Source organism: Rhodococcus sp. BP-160, assembly GCF_019836205.1.
In the GTDB taxonomy this organism is placed as follows: domain Bacteria; phylum Actinomycetota; class Actinomycetes; order Mycobacteriales; family Mycobacteriaceae; genus Rhodococcoides.
This window is the reverse complement of record NZ_JABUEK010000001.1, coordinates 14327-28651: the sequence shown is the minus strand read 5'-3', so window position 1 is coordinate 28651 and position 14325 is coordinate 14327. Positions and strand designations below refer to the sequence as shown.

11 protein-coding genes are annotated in these 14325 nt (G+C 68.9%); 7 read left to right on the top strand and 4 right to left on the bottom strand.

From position 1 onward, the window contains the following. Window positions 1-25: 25 nt before the first annotated feature. The 3 genes from HQ306_RS00115 to HQ306_RS00105 form a co-directional block, all read right to left on the bottom strand. Window positions 26-2311, bottom strand: coding sequence for an ATP-binding domain-containing protein (locus tag HQ306_RS00115; protein ID WP_222627021.1), 2286 nt, complete (start codon window positions 2309-2311; stop codon window positions 26-28). Window positions 2312-2466: 155 nt separating this feature from the next. Next, window positions 2467-3489, bottom strand: a complete 1023-nt coding sequence (locus tag HQ306_RS00110) for a DoxX family protein (protein ID WP_222627019.1) — start codon at window positions 3487-3489, stop codon at window positions 2467-2469. 162 nt (window positions 3490-3651) lie between these two features. Next, window positions 3652-4341 (bottom strand): MBL fold metallo-hydrolase, encoded by a 690-nt coding sequence (locus HQ306_RS00105; protein ID WP_222627017.1) that lies wholly within the window; start codon window positions 4339-4341, stop codon window positions 3652-3654. A gap of 210 nt (window positions 4342-4551) precedes the next feature. On the opposite strand from HQ306_RS00105, the gene uvrA reads away from it, so the two are divergent. Beyond that, window positions 4552-7470: an excinuclease ABC subunit UvrA gene (gene uvrA / locus HQ306_RS00100; protein WP_222627015.1), complete on the top strand. Its 2919-nt coding sequence runs from the start codon at window positions 4552-4554 to the stop codon at window positions 7468-7470. Window positions 7471-7489: 19 nt separating this feature from the next. Here uvrA and HQ306_RS00095 read toward each other — a convergent pair whose 3' ends face one another. Then, window positions 7490-7882, bottom strand: coding sequence for a DUF1844 domain-containing protein (locus tag HQ306_RS00095; protein WP_231476444.1), 393 nt, complete (start codon window positions 7880-7882; stop codon window positions 7490-7492). A 501-nt stretch (window positions 7883-8383) separates the two neighbouring features. Here HQ306_RS00095 and infC point away from each other — a divergent pair. The 6 genes from infC to pheT all read left to right on the top strand — a co-directional run bounded on the left by infC (window position 8384) and on the right by pheT (window position 14297). Next, window positions 8384-9061, top strand: coding sequence for a translation initiation factor IF-3 (gene infC / locus HQ306_RS00090; RefSeq protein ID WP_082544654.1), 678 nt, complete (start codon window positions 8384-8386; stop codon window positions 9059-9061). Between the two features lie 50 nt (window positions 9062-9111). Beyond that, window positions 9112-9306, top strand: a complete 195-nt coding sequence (gene rpmI / locus HQ306_RS00085) for a 50S ribosomal protein L35 (protein ID WP_027506747.1) — start codon at window positions 9112-9114, stop codon at window positions 9304-9306. 47 nt (window positions 9307-9353) lie between these two features. Then, window positions 9354-9743: a 50S ribosomal protein L20 gene (gene rplT / locus HQ306_RS00080; RefSeq protein ID WP_027506746.1), complete on the top strand. Its 390-nt coding sequence runs from the start codon at window positions 9354-9356 to the stop codon at window positions 9741-9743. After that, a complete protein-coding gene (locus HQ306_RS00075) occupies window positions 9743-10582 on the top strand; it encodes an RNA methyltransferase (RefSeq protein ID WP_222628433.1) in 840 nt (279 codons plus the stop codon). The genes rplT and HQ306_RS00075 overlap by 1 nt, the downstream gene beginning before the upstream one ends. Window positions 10583-10667: 85 nt before the next feature. Beyond that, entirely contained in the window at window positions 10668-11747 is a 1080-nt protein-coding gene (pheS, locus tag HQ306_RS00070; protein WP_027506744.1) for a phenylalanine--tRNA ligase subunit alpha, read from the top strand. A 48-nt stretch (window positions 11748-11795) separates the two neighbouring features. Next, on the top strand, window positions 11796-14297 hold the full coding sequence (pheT, locus tag HQ306_RS00065; RefSeq protein ID WP_222627013.1) for a phenylalanine--tRNA ligase subunit beta: 2502 nt from the start codon (window positions 11796-11798) through the stop codon (window positions 14295-14297). The last annotated feature ends 28 nt before the right edge of the window (window positions 14298-14325 follow it).

The following is a 14325-nucleotide window of genomic DNA, read 5'->3' as shown; positions in this document are numbered from 1 at the left end:
ACGATCCGTTCGTGCCGTGACGGCATCACTGCAGCACGGGGGCGATGGGTCCCATCACGTCCGGTAGCGGCGATGTGTGGACGATTCCCAGCCGTTGTGTCGCGCGCGTGAGCGCGACATACAGATCGTTCAGGCCGCGGGCCGAGTCGTCCACGATCCGTGCGGGTTCCACGATGAGCACCGAGTCGAACTCGAGTCCCTTCGCGTCGCGCACCGTGCACACCCGGACGTCGTCGGCCCCCAGGTGTGCGAGCCGCGCGGCGATGTCCGCGGGTGCCAGCACCGCCGACATCCCCGGGCGCGGATGCGCGGCGACGTGGCGTTCGACCGCCGACACCAGATCGTCCTCCGTGACTCGATGCGCCCACGGCGTCTCACCGTTGTCCCGCACCGACCGCGGGATCGATGCGGCCGGGTCGAGCGTCGAGAGAACTCGCCGGGCGATCTCCATGATCGCCGCGGGGGTGCGGTAGTTCACGGTGAGTTCGGTCAGCTTCCACCGTTGCGCCACATAGGGGCCCAGGACGTCCTGCCAGGACGAGGCACCCGCCGTGTCGCCCGTCTGGGCCACGTCGCCCACGAGGGTCATCCATCGATTGGGTATGCGGCGCATGACCATCCGCCACGCCATCTGCGAGAGTTCCTGCGCCTCGTCGACGATGACGTGGCCGTAGGTCCACGTGCGGTCGCCGGCCGCGCGTTCGGCCGCCGTCAACCGGCGTCCGTGCCCCTGACGCTGGGCGAGTCTGTCGGCGTCGATGAGGTCGTACGCCATGAGGATCTCCGGATCGAGTTCGTCCTCGAGATCCTGCGGTGCCGATCCGGTCAGGATGTCGAGAGCTCCCTGGGCGTCCTCGATCTGGGCGCGCCAGCGACGCTGTTCCCGTTCGCGTTCCGCGGCGTCGTCGATACCCAGGAGCTCGGCGAGCTCGTCGAGCAGGGGAGCGTCGGCACCGCTGAAGCGTCCGTCGTCCGACCGTTCGAGGGCGGCACGGTCCTCGGGGTCCCACCCCGGTGCGGCCGTCCGCAGCCGTTCGGCCGAGGCCAGCAGTCCGGCGAGAACGTCCTGGGCGGACAGCTCCGGCCACAGTGCGCCGATCGCACCCATGAGTTCGGGGCTCTCCCGCATCTCGTCGCGGATGTCGGCTATGTCGTCACGGCTCAGCAGATTCGACCCGTCGAGCACGTCACCGCCCACGATGGCGGCGAACTGGTCGGCGAGCAGATCGATCATGGTGGACACGAAGATCGGTCGAGCGAGGTTGTGGGGTCGACGCGAGGACCGCGCTCGTCCCCGTGCGCGCGTGACCATCTTGCGGTCGATCCGCAATGTGTAGGTGTCGAAGTCGACCGACACCGGCTCCGACGGAAGTTCCTGACGGTCGCGCACGGCGGCGATCAGGACGTCGACGATGTCGAGGGAGCCCTTGAGTTCCGCCGCGCGCGCGGAGTCCTGGCGGCTCGCGTCGACACCCGGGTACAGATCCCCGATGGTCGACAGCAGCACCCCCGTCTCGCCCAGGGAGGGCAGCACCTGGCCGATGTAGTCGAGGAAGGTGCTGTTCGGTCCGATGATCAGCACGCCGCTCTTGTCCAGCTGCTTGCGGTACGTGTACAGCAGGTAGGCGGCGCGATGCAGGGCCACCGCCGTCTTGCCGGTGCCGGGACCACCCTGCACCACCAGGACGCTGCGATGCGTGGACCGAATGATGTCGTCCTGCTCGCGCTGGATGGTCTCGACGATGTCGTTCATCTGTCCCGTGCGTGCGGCGTTGAGCGCGGACAGCAGAGCACTCTCACCGGCGACACCGTCCGATCCGGTGGCGACGCCGGCGTCCTGCGCCGTCCGGAGGTCCAGGTACTCGTCCGCCACCCCGGTGACGCGACGACTGCGCGTCCGGATGTGGCGACGGCGTACGACGCCCTCGGGGGCGGCGGGCGTGGCGAGATAGAACGGGCGGGCCAGCGGGGCGCGCCAGTCGTAGAGCAACGACTGGTAGTCGTCGTCCTCGTCGAGGATGCCGACACGGCCGATGTAGCGCGGCGCGTCGTCCTCGACGTCGATCCGGCCGAAGCACAGACCGTTCTCGGACGAGTCATACTTCGCGATGTCGTCGTTGTAGAGAGCCGAGTAGGACTCGCGTTCGCTGCGCGCCTGCGGTGTCCCGCCCGTCTGGAGCAGGACGGCGCTCAGCCGGGACCGTGCATAGGTCCGCAGAGCGTCGAGGCGGTCGTAGAGCAGGGTGACGCGCTGTTGTTCCTGATCGAGGTCGGCGTCGTGCAGATCTGTCGGGGTGCCCTGATCCGGCACATGGTCTCCTGTACGCGAGTGGGGCGGGGTGACGAGGGCGGTCGTGCACCTCTCGGCGGCGCACGGAAGCGCCAGAAAAGTCTACGGGCTCCCGACGGCAACGGCCGGTGCCCCCGATCTCTCGGGAACACCGGCCGTGTGCTGCGGGGAAAAGATCAGAGGTACTGGTGCACCGTGCCCTCGACGCGGGCCCGTGCCTCCTTGGCGCGCTTCTCGGCGTCCTCGAGCGAGGCCTGCAACTGCTTCTGCGCGTCCTTGCTGGTGGACTTGTACTGCTTCTTGTACTCCTTGCGCGCTGCGTCGAACTGCTTGCGCGCGTCCTTGCCGGACTTCTTAGCCTGCTTGCGGGCCTTCTTGCCGTACTTCTCCGCCAGATCGCTGCCGTCGGCCTTGGCCTTCTCGGCCAGCTCGGCACCGCGGGACGCGGCGATCTCGGCGTACTTGCTGCCGCGATCCTGGGCGACGTCGGCGAACTCGGATGCGCGTGCAGCGGCCAGATCGGCCCACTTGGCACTGCGCTCCTTCGCCAGCTCGGCGAGCTTGCCGCCGCGATCCTGGGCGACGTCCGCCAGCTCGGCGCCACGCTGCGAGGCGATCTCGACGAGCGGCTGTGCGCGCTCGGCGGCGACGCCCGCGAGCTCCTTGGCGCGCTCGCCGGCGTGGGCGAGTGTCTCGGAGCTGTCCGAGGAGGACACCAGCGGGAGGGCGCCGGCGACGGCGACCTTGGCCGACTTGGCCGCCTTGCGACCGCGCCAGGCGACGGACGGCTTGCCCTCGGTGTCGACGGCGGCGATGAGCAGGCCGCCGAGGAGGCTGACGTTCTTGATGAACTGGGTGCGCTGCAGCGCCTTCGCCTGCGGGTCCGTCTCGTTCCAGAAGGAGTGACCCGCGAGGGTCGTCGGGACGAGGCTGCCCGCGAGCACGGTGGACGCGAGGCGCGGCGCCCGACCGGTCGCGAGAAGGAATCCGCCGCCGATCTGCACCGCGGCGTTGATCTTGACCAGCGTCTCGGGGTCGGAGGGAACGTTCTGCGTCACCTCGTCGGGAAGGGCGTCCTGGCTCTTCTCGATCAGAGGCTTCGCGGCCTGAGCCCTTCCGGCGGGGTTGCGCAGCGCATCCACGCCTCCTGCGATGAAGATGGATGCGAGCATCGGTCGGGCGATCCGGCGGACAATCACTGAGCCTCCTGCGTTGCGGCTGTGGTGTGGGGGACTGCTCTGGCTGCACGAGTGCGGTTGTTCACGCCCATGACATGCATGTGACGCTCTCGAACTGTATCCATACCCCCCGCCCCGGCGATTGAATCGCGGGGCGGGGGGGCACCGGATCGTGGTGACGGATCACCAGCCGCGGGTCCGCCATTCGTGAAGGTGAGGACGTTCTGAGCCCAGCGTCGTGTCCTTGCCGTGGCCCGGGTAGACGACCGTTCGATCGTCGTAGCGACCGAAGATCCGCGATTCCACGTCGTCCAGCAGCGACACGAAGTTCGCCTCTCCGTCGGTCTTGCCGACGCCGCCGGGGAAGAGCGAGTCGCCGGTGAACAGGTGCACGACGCCGCTCTCGGGGTCCGTGAGCGCCAGCGCGATCGACCCGGGAGTGTGGCCGCGGAGGTGGATCACGTCGAGGGTGACGTCGCCGACCTGCACGGAGTCGCCGTCGTCGAGCAGGCGGGTGGGGGCGACGGGGAGCGGTTCCGCATCGAGCGGATGTGCCGCCGACGGGGCGCCCGTCGCCGACGCGACGTCCTCGAGTGCCTGCCAGTGGTCGAAGTGCTGGTGCGTCGTGACGATCAGCGAGACCTCGGGTGCCACGCGGTCGACGACGGCGCGCAGCGTCGGAGCGTCGTTCGCGGCGTCGACGAGCAGCGATCGGCCCGTCCGGGAACAGACGACGAGGTAGGCGTTGTTGTCCATCGGGCCCACCGAGGTCTTCACGATCGTGGCGTGCGACAGGGTGCGGCGCTGCGAGCCCGTCCCCACGGACACCTCGCCGGTGTAGTCGTCGGAGATTGTCGGTGCATTCTCGGTCATGAGCGTGAGATTACCCACGACGACCGGTCGTGAGCCGGGCGCGGAGCCCGTCGGCCGGTCGAGTCTGTCGGACCTCGGGCATATGGTCGTCGAAGCCTGTCGTGTCCGAACACGACATGTCCGACGAAGAGTGGGCAGTTCACGCGGTCGACGAGAGAGTCGATGCAGCACGTTGCACGGCCGTGGGCCGTGACGAAGGAGAGGACAACCGTGGCGGATCGCCTGGTAGTGCAGGGCGCACGCGAACACAATCTCAAGGGCGTCGACATCGATCTGCCCCGGGACAGTCTCATCGTGTTCACCGGTCTGTCCGGGTCGGGCAAGTCGAGCCTGGCGTTCGACACCATCTTCGCCGAGGGGCAGCGCCGGTACGTCGAGTCGCTCTCGGCCTACGCGCGCCAGTTCCTGGGCCAGATGGACAAGCCGGACGTCGACTTCATCGAGGGCCTCTCGCCCGCGGTCTCGATCGATCAGAAGTCGACCAACCGCAACCCGCGGTCCACGGTCGGCACCATCACCGAGGTCTACGACTACCTGCGCCTGCTCTACGCACGCGCCGGCACGGCGCACTGCCCGCAGTGCGGTGAGCGCATCGCCAAGCAGTCGCCCCAGCAGATCGTCGACCAGGTGCTCGCGATGGAGGAGGGCCTGCGTTTCCAGGTGCTCGCTCCCGTCGTGCGCACCCGCAAGGGCGAGTTCGTCGATCTCTTCGAGCAGCTCAACACGCAGGGTTACTCGCGTATCCGCGTCGACGGCACCGTGCACCAGCTCACCGATCCGCCCAAGCTGAAGAAGCAGGACAAGCACGACATCGAGGTGGTGGTCGACCGCCTGACCGTCAAGGCGTCGTCCAAGCAGCGGCTCACCGACTCGGTGGAGACCGCGCTGCGCCTCGCCGACGGCATCCTGGTGCTCGACTTCGTCGACCGCGAGGAGAACGCCGCCGACCGTGAGCGCCGGTTCTCCGAGCGTCTGGCGTGCCCCAACGGGCACCCGCTGTCCGTCGACGAACTCGAACCCCGCGCGTTCTCGTTCAACTCGCCCTACGGCGCGTGCCCCGAGTGTGCGGGACTCGGCATCCGCAAGGAGGTCGACCCCGAACTGGTGGTTCCGGACCCCGATCTGAGCCTGGCGGACGGCGCCATCGCGCCGTGGTCCATGGGTCAGACGTCCGAGTACTTCGGCCGGCTGCTGTCCGGGCTCGCCGACGCCATGGGCTTCGACATCGACACCCCGTGGCGGAAGCTGCCGGCCAAGGTGAAGCGTGCCGTCCTCGAGGGCAGCGAGCATCAGGTGCACGTCCGCTACAAGAACCGGTACGGACGCACCCGGTCCTACTACGCCGAGTTCGAGGGCGTCATGCCCTTCCTGCACCGTCGGATGGATCAGACCGAGTCGGAGCAGATGAAGGAGCGCTACGACGGCTACATGCGGGAGGTCGACTGCCCGGTGTGCGAGGGTGCCCGCCTGCGCCCCGAGATCCTGTCCGTGACCATCGCCGCGGGCGATTTCGGGGACAAGTCCATCGCCGACGTGTGTGCACTGTCCATCTCGGAGTGCTCGAACTTCCTCAACACGCTGACGCTCGGTCCGCGTGAGGAGGCCATCGCCGGCCAGGTGCTCAAGGAGATCCAGGCCCGCCTCGGCTTCCTGCTGGACGTGGGACTCGAGTACCTCACGCTGTCGCGCGCGGCAGGAACGCTGTCGGGCGGCGAGGCGCAGCGCATCCGCCTGGCGACGCAGATCGGCAGTGGTCTCGTCGGAGTCCTGTACGTGCTGGACGAGCCGTCCATCGGCCTCCACCAGCGGGACAACCGCCGGCTCATCGACACGCTCACGCGGCTGCGCAACCTCGGCAACACGCTCATCGTCGTCGAGCATGACGAGGACACCATTCGCACGTCCGACTGGGTCGTCGACATCGGCCCGCTCGCCGGTGAGCGCGGCGGACGTGTCGTGCACAGCGGAACCTACGAGACGCTTCTCACCAACGCGGAGAGCCTCACCGGGGCGTACCTCTCGGGTCGCTCGGCCATCGATGTCCCGGCGGTACGTCGCCCGATCGATCCCAAGCGCAAGATCTCCGTGATCGGTGCCCGGGAGCACAACCTGCAGGACATCGACGTCAGCTTCCCGCTGGGAGTGCTCACTTCCGTGACGGGGGTGTCGGGATCGGGCAAGTCCACGCTGGTCAACGACATCCTGGCGACGGTGATGGCGAACAAGCTCAACGGCGCTCGTCAGGTACCCGGTCGGCACACCCGCGTCAACGGCCTCGACCAGCTGGACAAGCTGGTCCGGGTCGACCAGTCACCCATCGGCCGTACGCCGCGGTCCAACGCGGCCACCTACACCGGGGTGTTCGACAAGATCAGGACACTGTTCGCCGCGACGACCGAGGCCAAGATCCGCGGCTACCAGCCGGGTCGGTTCTCCTTCAACGTGAAGGGCGGCCGGTGCGAGGCGTGCTCGGGTGACGGCACCCTGAAGATCGAGATGAACTTCCTGCCGGACGTATACGTGCCGTGCGAGGTGTGCCACGGTGCCCGGTACAACCGGGAGACGCTCGAGGTCCACTACAAGGGCAAGACCATCGCCGAGGTGCTGAACATGCCCATCGAGGAGGCGGCCGACTTCTTCGAACCGATCACCTCGATCCACCGGTACCTCAAGACGCTGAACGAGGTGGGCCTGGGCTATGTCCGTCTGGGGCAGCCGGCCACCACGCTGTCCGGCGGCGAGGCGCAGCGTGTGAAGCTGGCCGCAGAGCTGCAGAAGCGCTCCATGGGACGCACGGTGTACATCCTCGACGAGCCGACCACGGGTCTGCACTTCGAGGACATCCGCAAGCTGTTGCTGGTGATCAACGGTCTGGTGGACAAGGGCAACACCGTCATCGTCATCGAGCACAACCTGGACGTCATCAAGACGTCCGACTGGGTCATCGACATGGGACCCGAGGGCGGATCCGGCGGCGGAACGATGGTGGCCGAGGGCACTCCCGAGCAGATCGCCGCCGTGCCCGAGAGCTACACCGGCAAGTTCCTGCAGGAGTCTCTTGACGCCGCCTCGACCCCACCGGTCCCGGTCAAGCGGACCCGCAAGCGCAAGCCTGTCGCGGTCTCCTGACCGGGCCGTCGCGTGACGGTCAGTGGACGGGCCCGGTGTACTTCTCGCCGGGCCCGGCGCCGGGCGCGTCCGGGTGCGCCGACTGCTCGCGGAACGCCTTCTGCAGCGCCTGCAGCCCTTCGCGGATGGGGCCGGCGTGCGGCCCCAGGTACTCCACGGAGGCCGTGACCAGTCCGGCGAGTGCGGTGATCACGCGTCGCGCCTCGTCGAGGTCGAGGTGGGGGCTGTCGGACGGATCCGCGTCGGAGAGTCCCAGCTTCTCGGCGGCGGAGCTCATGAGCATCACCGCGGCGCGGCTGATGACCTCGATCGCAGGGACGTCGGCCAGTTCACGCACGTCCGGCTCGAGCTGCGGCGCATCGCCCTCCACCTGTGGAGCACCGGCCTGAACGGCATCATCGGGGGTCGTCATGACATCAGACGATGCCACGATGTGCCGACACCGACGTCCCCGCCCGGTGCGTGACCGGACGGATTCGGTCCGCGAGGGCACCTGGTGTTATTCTTCTTCCCACGACCGCCTTCAGGTGTGTCCGTGTCGGCGCGTGAGTGCCGGGCACGGATGCGGAACCCGAAGGCAGCAAGTGGAGTCCGACTCCCACCACCGCACGGTTCGCCGGGCAGTGGTTCCGGTCCTTCCCAGCCACATCGGGAAGTGGTGCGCTTCGTCGACGAGACGGGGTGGCCCGCGGATGGTGACATCCGTCGACCGGTCGGTACCGGACCCCGCTGCTCGCGATCTCGATCGTGAGCGACGGGGTTTTCGTCGTTCGGAAGGTTCCCGCGGGAACAAATCGGGTGGCCACGGTGTCGAGGTAGACGGAGAGCACGAGCGCCGGTGTGGAGCGCGTAGGACGGCGCACCGCATCGGGTCGAGCACCACCATCCGTCACCGCACTACCGAGGAGGCCCCATCAGCACTGAGACCCGCATCAACGATCGCATCCGAGTTCCCGAAGTCCGACTCGTCGGACCTGGCGGTGAACAGGTGGGGATCGTGCGTGTTGAAGATGCACTCCGCCTGGCTGTCGAAGCCGATCTCGACCTCGTCGAGGTCGCACCCGACGCCCGTCCGCCGGTCTGCAAGATCATGGACTACGGCAAGTTCAAGTACGAAGCCGCGCAGAAGGCTCGTGAGTCGCGTAAGAACCAGACGCTCACGGTCATCAAGGAGCAGAAGCTTCGTCCCAAGATCGACGACCACGACTACGAGACGAAGAAGGGCCATGTCGTCCGCTTCCTCGAGGCCGGGTCCAAGGTCAAGGTGACCATCATGTTCCGTGGACGCGAGCAGTCGCGGCCCGAACTCGGTTACCGCCTCCTGCAGCGCCTGGGCGCCGACGTCGCCGAGCACGGCTTCGTCGAGACCTCGGCCAAGCAGGACGGCCGCAACATGACGATGGTCCTGGCTCCGCACAAGGGCGCCAAGACCAGGGCGAAGGCAGCGGAGGCGTCCAACGCACCGCGCGCCACTGTGCCGCCGCCGGCCTCCGCGCCGACTGCTGCACCCGCCGCCGAGGCGACACCGCCGGCACCCGCTGCTCCGCAGACGCCGGCGACGCCGCAGGCACCAGCCACACCGAGCGCCTGAGCGCTCGGATCCACCAGCACCACCGACCGAAGTAACAGAACTGAGGACTCATGCCCAAGTCGAAGACTCACAGCGGCACCGCGAAGCGATTCAAGGTGTCCGGTAGCGGAAAGATCCTGCGCCAGAAGGCCGGCCGCCGCCACCTGCTCGAGCACAAGTCCTCGCGCGTGACGCGTCGCCTCGACGGCAAGGCCGTCGTCAGCCCCAACGACGTTCCCCGCGTCAAGCGGCTTCTCGGTCTCTGATCTCTTTCCCACCCGGGCCCTAGGCCCCTCTACGACAGGATTCACCAGTGGCACGCGTGAAAAGGGCGGTCAACGCCCAGAAGAAGCGTCGTTCGATTCTCGAGGCGTCCAGCGGATACCGCGGGCAGCGTTCGCGTCTCTACACCAAGGCGAAGGAGCAGCAGCTCCACTCGCTCACCTACGCGTACCGCGATCGCCGCGCTCGCAAGGGTGACTTCCGCAAGCTGTGGATCACGCGTATCAACGCGGCAGCTCGGGCGAACGACATCACGTACAACCGTTTCGTGCAGGGTCTGAAGATCGCCGAGGTCGAGGTCGACCGCAAGATCCTCGCCGAGCTCGCGGTCTCCGACGCTGCGGCGTTCACCGCACTCGTCGAGATCGCGAAGGCGGCACTGCCTGCCGACATCAACGCACCGGCCGGAGAAGCAGCCTGATCAGGCGCTTCGACGACACTCCGTCACGACCCGCGGCGCCGCTCACCGAGCGGACTCCGCGGGTCGTTTCGGCTGTCAAGCTGCAGCGCGGCGTCGAACGTCGGCGAACCGGCCTCTTCCTCGCGGAGGGCGAGAACGCGGTGACCGAGGCGGTCGCCGCCGGTGTCGTGCGCGAGGTGTTCGCCACCGAGCGCTGGTTCGACGAGCACCGCGGACTGCTCGAGGCGTCGGCCGCGGCCGGTGCGCAGCCGCAGCTGATGACCGAGCGCGCGGCGAAATCGCTGTCGGGCACCGTGACGCCGCCGGGAATCGTGGCCGTGTGCACGTCCGTCGTCGTCTCCCTGGCCGAGGCGTTGGCCGCGAACCCGTCACTCGTGACGGTCGTCGTCGACATCTCCGAGCCGGGCAACGCGGGCACCATCCTGCGCGTCTCGGACGCCGCCGGCGCCGGCGCGGTGATCTTCGCCGGGGACAGTGTCGATCCGCTGAACGGCAAGAGCGTCCGCGCGTCCGCCGGAAGTCTCTTCCATCTCCCCGTCGCACGGGAGCGTTCGGTGACGGCGGTACTCGACGCGGTCCGTGCGACCGGCGCCAGTCTGCTGGCGACGACCGTCGACGGTGAACTGGACCTCGACGACGCCGACGACGCGCTGGCCGGGCCCACCGCCTGGGTGTTCGGCAACGAGGCGCACGGGCTGTCCCGCAAGGTCGCGGCAGCTGCGGATCACCGGGTGCGCATTCCCATCCACGGCCGCGCCGAGAGTCTCAACCTCGCCACCGCGGCCGCCGTGTGTCTGTACGCCGGTGCTCGGGTGCAGCGCCGCCGGGACACCGCCTAGGCTTTCCCCGCCGGGTTCTGCCCGGCGACCGTGAGGGGCACCCCGACAGAGGTGCTCGCCGATCGAGACGATGGAGTGTGTGGACGTGGAGCGCAACGAGGGTGAAGCGCAGGCCGATCAGGCCGCTGCCGACGCGGAGGCGCTGACCGACGCGGCGCTGGACGCAGCCGTCACCGAGGCCGAGTCCGCCTTCGCCGCCGCGTCCGACATCGACGCTCTGTCCGAGGCCAAGATCCACCACATCGGGAACAAGGCGCCCCTCGCGCTCGCACAGCGCGCGTTGGGCTCGCTGCCGAAGACCGAGCGGGCCGACGCCGGCAAGCGGGTCAAGGTGGCGCGTGACCGCGTGCGGATCGCGTTCGACGATCGTCGTGAGGTGCTGCTCGCCGAACGTGACGCGGCCGTGCTCGTCGCCGAGGCGATCGACGTGACCCTGCCGTCCGTCCGCCGCCCGGTGGGTGCCCGCCATCCCATCACCGTCATCGCCGATCAGGTCGCCGACGTCTTCGTGGCGATGGGGTGGGAGGTGGCCGAGGGCCCGGAGGTGGAGACCGAGCACTTCAACTTCGACGCGCTCAACTTCCTGCCCGACCATCCCGCGCGGACGATGCAGGACACGTTCCACGTCGCGCCCGAGGGGTCTCGTCAGGTGCTGCGCACGCACACCTCGCCGGTGCAGGTGCGGTCGATGCTCGAGCGCGACCTGCCGATCTACGTGGTGTGCCCCGGGCGCACGTTCCGTACGGACGAACTCGACGCGACGCACACGCCCGTCTTCCATCAGGTCGAGGGACTCGCCGTGGACAAGGGGCTCACGCTCGCCAATCTCCGCGGCACGCTCGACGCGTTCGCGCGTGCGCTGTTCGGCCCGGAGACGCGGACCCGTATGCGCCCCAACTACTTCCCGTTCACCGAGCCGTCCGCGGAGGTGGACGTGTGGTTCCCCCGCAAGAAGGGTGGAGCGGGCTGGGTCGAGTGGGGTGGCTGCGGCATGGTGAATCCGAACGTGCTGCGCGCCTGTGGCGTCGACCCGGAGATCTACAGCGGGTTCGCCTTCGGTATGGGCCTCGAGCGAACGCTGCAATTCCGCAACGACATTCCCGACATGCGCGACATCGTCGAGGGCGACGTGCGGTTCAGCCTGCCCTTCGGCGTGGCCGGCTGACGCTCGGCCCCTGCAGACAAGCATTCAGACAGAGAGAGTGGAGAAGTCGTGCGAGTGCCCCAGTCCTGGTTGACCGAGGTCGTCCGGAAGGCCGCTCCCGAGTGGAGCGTCACTGCTGACGAGCTCGACGCGGGGTTCGTGTCCGTCGGCTTCGAGATCGAGGACGTCATCCCCCTTCCTGCGATCACGGGCCCGTTGGTCGTCGGCCGTGTGCAGTCCATCGAGGAGTTGACCGAGTTCAAAAAGCCGATCCGCTTCTGCCTGGTCGAGGTGGGTGAGGCGGAGCCCCGCGGAATCGTGTGCGGTGCACGGAACTTCGCGGAGGGCGACCTCATCGTGGCCGCACTTCCCGGCAGTGTTCTGCCCGGCGGGTTCGCCATCGCCGCGCGGTCCACGTACGGGCGCACGTCCGACGGCATGATCTGCTCGGTGTCCGAGCTCGGTATCGGTTCGGATCACTCCGGCATTCTCGTGCTGCCTGCCGGCACGGCCGAGCCCGGCGACGACGCACTCGCCGTTCTGGGCATGGACGACACCGTGTTCGACGTCAATGTGACGCCCGATCGCGGATACGCCCTGAGCGTGCGCGGTCTCGGCCGCGAACTGGCGTGCGGTTTCGACGTGGACTTCGTCGATCCCGCCGACGCCCCGCAGCCCGTCGTGTCCGCGGCCGCCTCCGAGGGCGAGGCGTGGCCCGTCGACGTCCGTTCCGAGTCGGGTGCCACCCGTTTCGCCGCGCGCCGCGTCGTGGGCATCGATCCGGCGGCGGTGACCCCCTGGACGATCCAGCGGCGGCTGCTGCTGTCCGGGGTGCGACCCATCTCGCCCGCGGTCGACGTCACCAACTACGTCATGCTCGAACTGGGCCAACCACTCCACGCGTTCGACGCTTCCGCGCTCTCGGGCGGGTTGGTGGTCCGCCGGGCCGAGGCGGGGGAGACGCTCCGCACCCTCGACGACACCGTGCGCACCCTCGACCCGGAGGACGTCGTCATCGCGGACGAGTCCGGCGTGGTGTCGTTGGCCGGTGTCATGGGTGGCGCATCCACCGAGGTGGGCGACGAGACCACCGACATCCTGCTCGAGGCGGCCATCTGGAGCCCGCTCGCCGTGTTCCGCACCGCGCGCCGTCACCGGCTGCCCAGTGAGGCCAGCCGTCGCTACGAACGAGTGGTGGACTCCGCTCTCCCGGTGCGCGCGCTCGACCGTGCCGCCGCACTGCTGGCCTCGATCGCGGGCGGCCGGGTGGAGCCGCTGCTCACCGACATCGGTGCACCGACGGTGTCCGACACCGTGACCATGGATCTCGACCTGCCGGACCGGGTGGCGGGTGTGACCTATCCGAGCGGAACCGCGGTGCGCCGCCTCACCCAGGTCGGGTGCGAGGTCGTCGTGGACGTGTCCGAGGCCGGGCGCGGGGTGGCCGTAGTGACGCCGCCGACGTGGCGTCCCGACCTCCGTCAGGCCGCCGACCTGGTCGAGGAGGTGCTGCGACTCGAGGGACTGGAGTCCATTCCGTCCGTCCTGCCGCACGCTCCCGCGGGCCGCGGACTCACCGCCGCCCAGCGTCGTCGCCGGGCGGTGGGTCGGGCACTGGCCTACACGGGGCACGTCGAGGTCCTCGCTCCCGTGTTCCTGCCGGCCGGGGTCTTCGACGTCTGGGGACTCGACGCGGACGATCCGCGCCGGGTGACCACGCGGGTGCTCAATCCGTTGGAGGCGGACCGACCCGAACTGGCGACCACTCTCGTCCCGGGTCTCCTGGAGATCGCCCAGCGCAACGTCTCGCGCGGACAGCGGGATCTGGCGCTGTTCGCCGTCGCGCAGGTCGTCGAACCGGGCGAGGGCACGCGCCCGATCGATGCGCTCGCCGTCGACCGTCGTCCCACCGAGGACGAGATCGACGCTCTGAAGCAGTCGTTGCCGGTGCAGCCGCTGCACGCTGCCGTCGTCCTGACCGGTGCGGTGACGGCACCCGGGCCGTGGGGCCCCGGCCGTCCTGCCGACGCCACCGATGCCTTCAGCGCAGCGAGGACGATCGCGAGCGCGTCCGGTGTCGAGGTGGAACTCCGGTCCGCCCAGTACCTTCCGTGGCATCCGGGCAGGTGTGCCGAAGTCGTTGTCGACGGTGTCGTGGTCGGGCACGCGGGTGAGCTGCATCCCGGTGTCCTCGAGCGCGCCGGTCTGCCGCCGCGGACCTGCGCGGTGGAGATCGACCTCGATCGCGTTCCCACCCTCGAGCCGCTGCCGTCGCCGTCCATCTCGCCGTTCCCCGCCGTGCTGCAGGACGTCGCGGTCGTCGTCGACGAGTCCGTCCCGGCCGCCGCCGTGCAGTCGGCTCTGGTGTCCGGGGCGGGCCCACTCCTCGAGGACATTCGTGTATTCGACGTGTTCTCCGGCGATCAGGTCGGTGCCGGCCGGAAGTCGCTGGCTTTCGCCCTGCGGTTCCGAGCGGCCGACCGTACGTTGACCGAGGACGAGGCGAGTGCCGCTCGCGATGCCGCCGTCGCGGCAGCGGCGACGGCGGTGGGAGCCGAACTCCGACACTGACGGTGCGCCGCTTTTGAATGAGCTTGCA

Coding starts and splice junctions, on each gene's coding strand:
- HQ306_RS00095 (WP_231476444.1), bottom strand. CDS start 7,882: ATGACGACCCCCGATGATGCCGTTCAGGCCGGTGCTCCACAGGTGGAG.
- rpmI (WP_027506747.1), top strand. CDS start 9,112: ATGCCCAAGTCGAAGACTCACAGCGGCACCGCGAAGCGATTCAAGGTG.
- HQ306_RS00105 (WP_222627017.1), bottom strand. CDS start 4,341: ATGACCGAGAATGCACCGACAATCTCCGACGACTACACCGGCGAGGTG.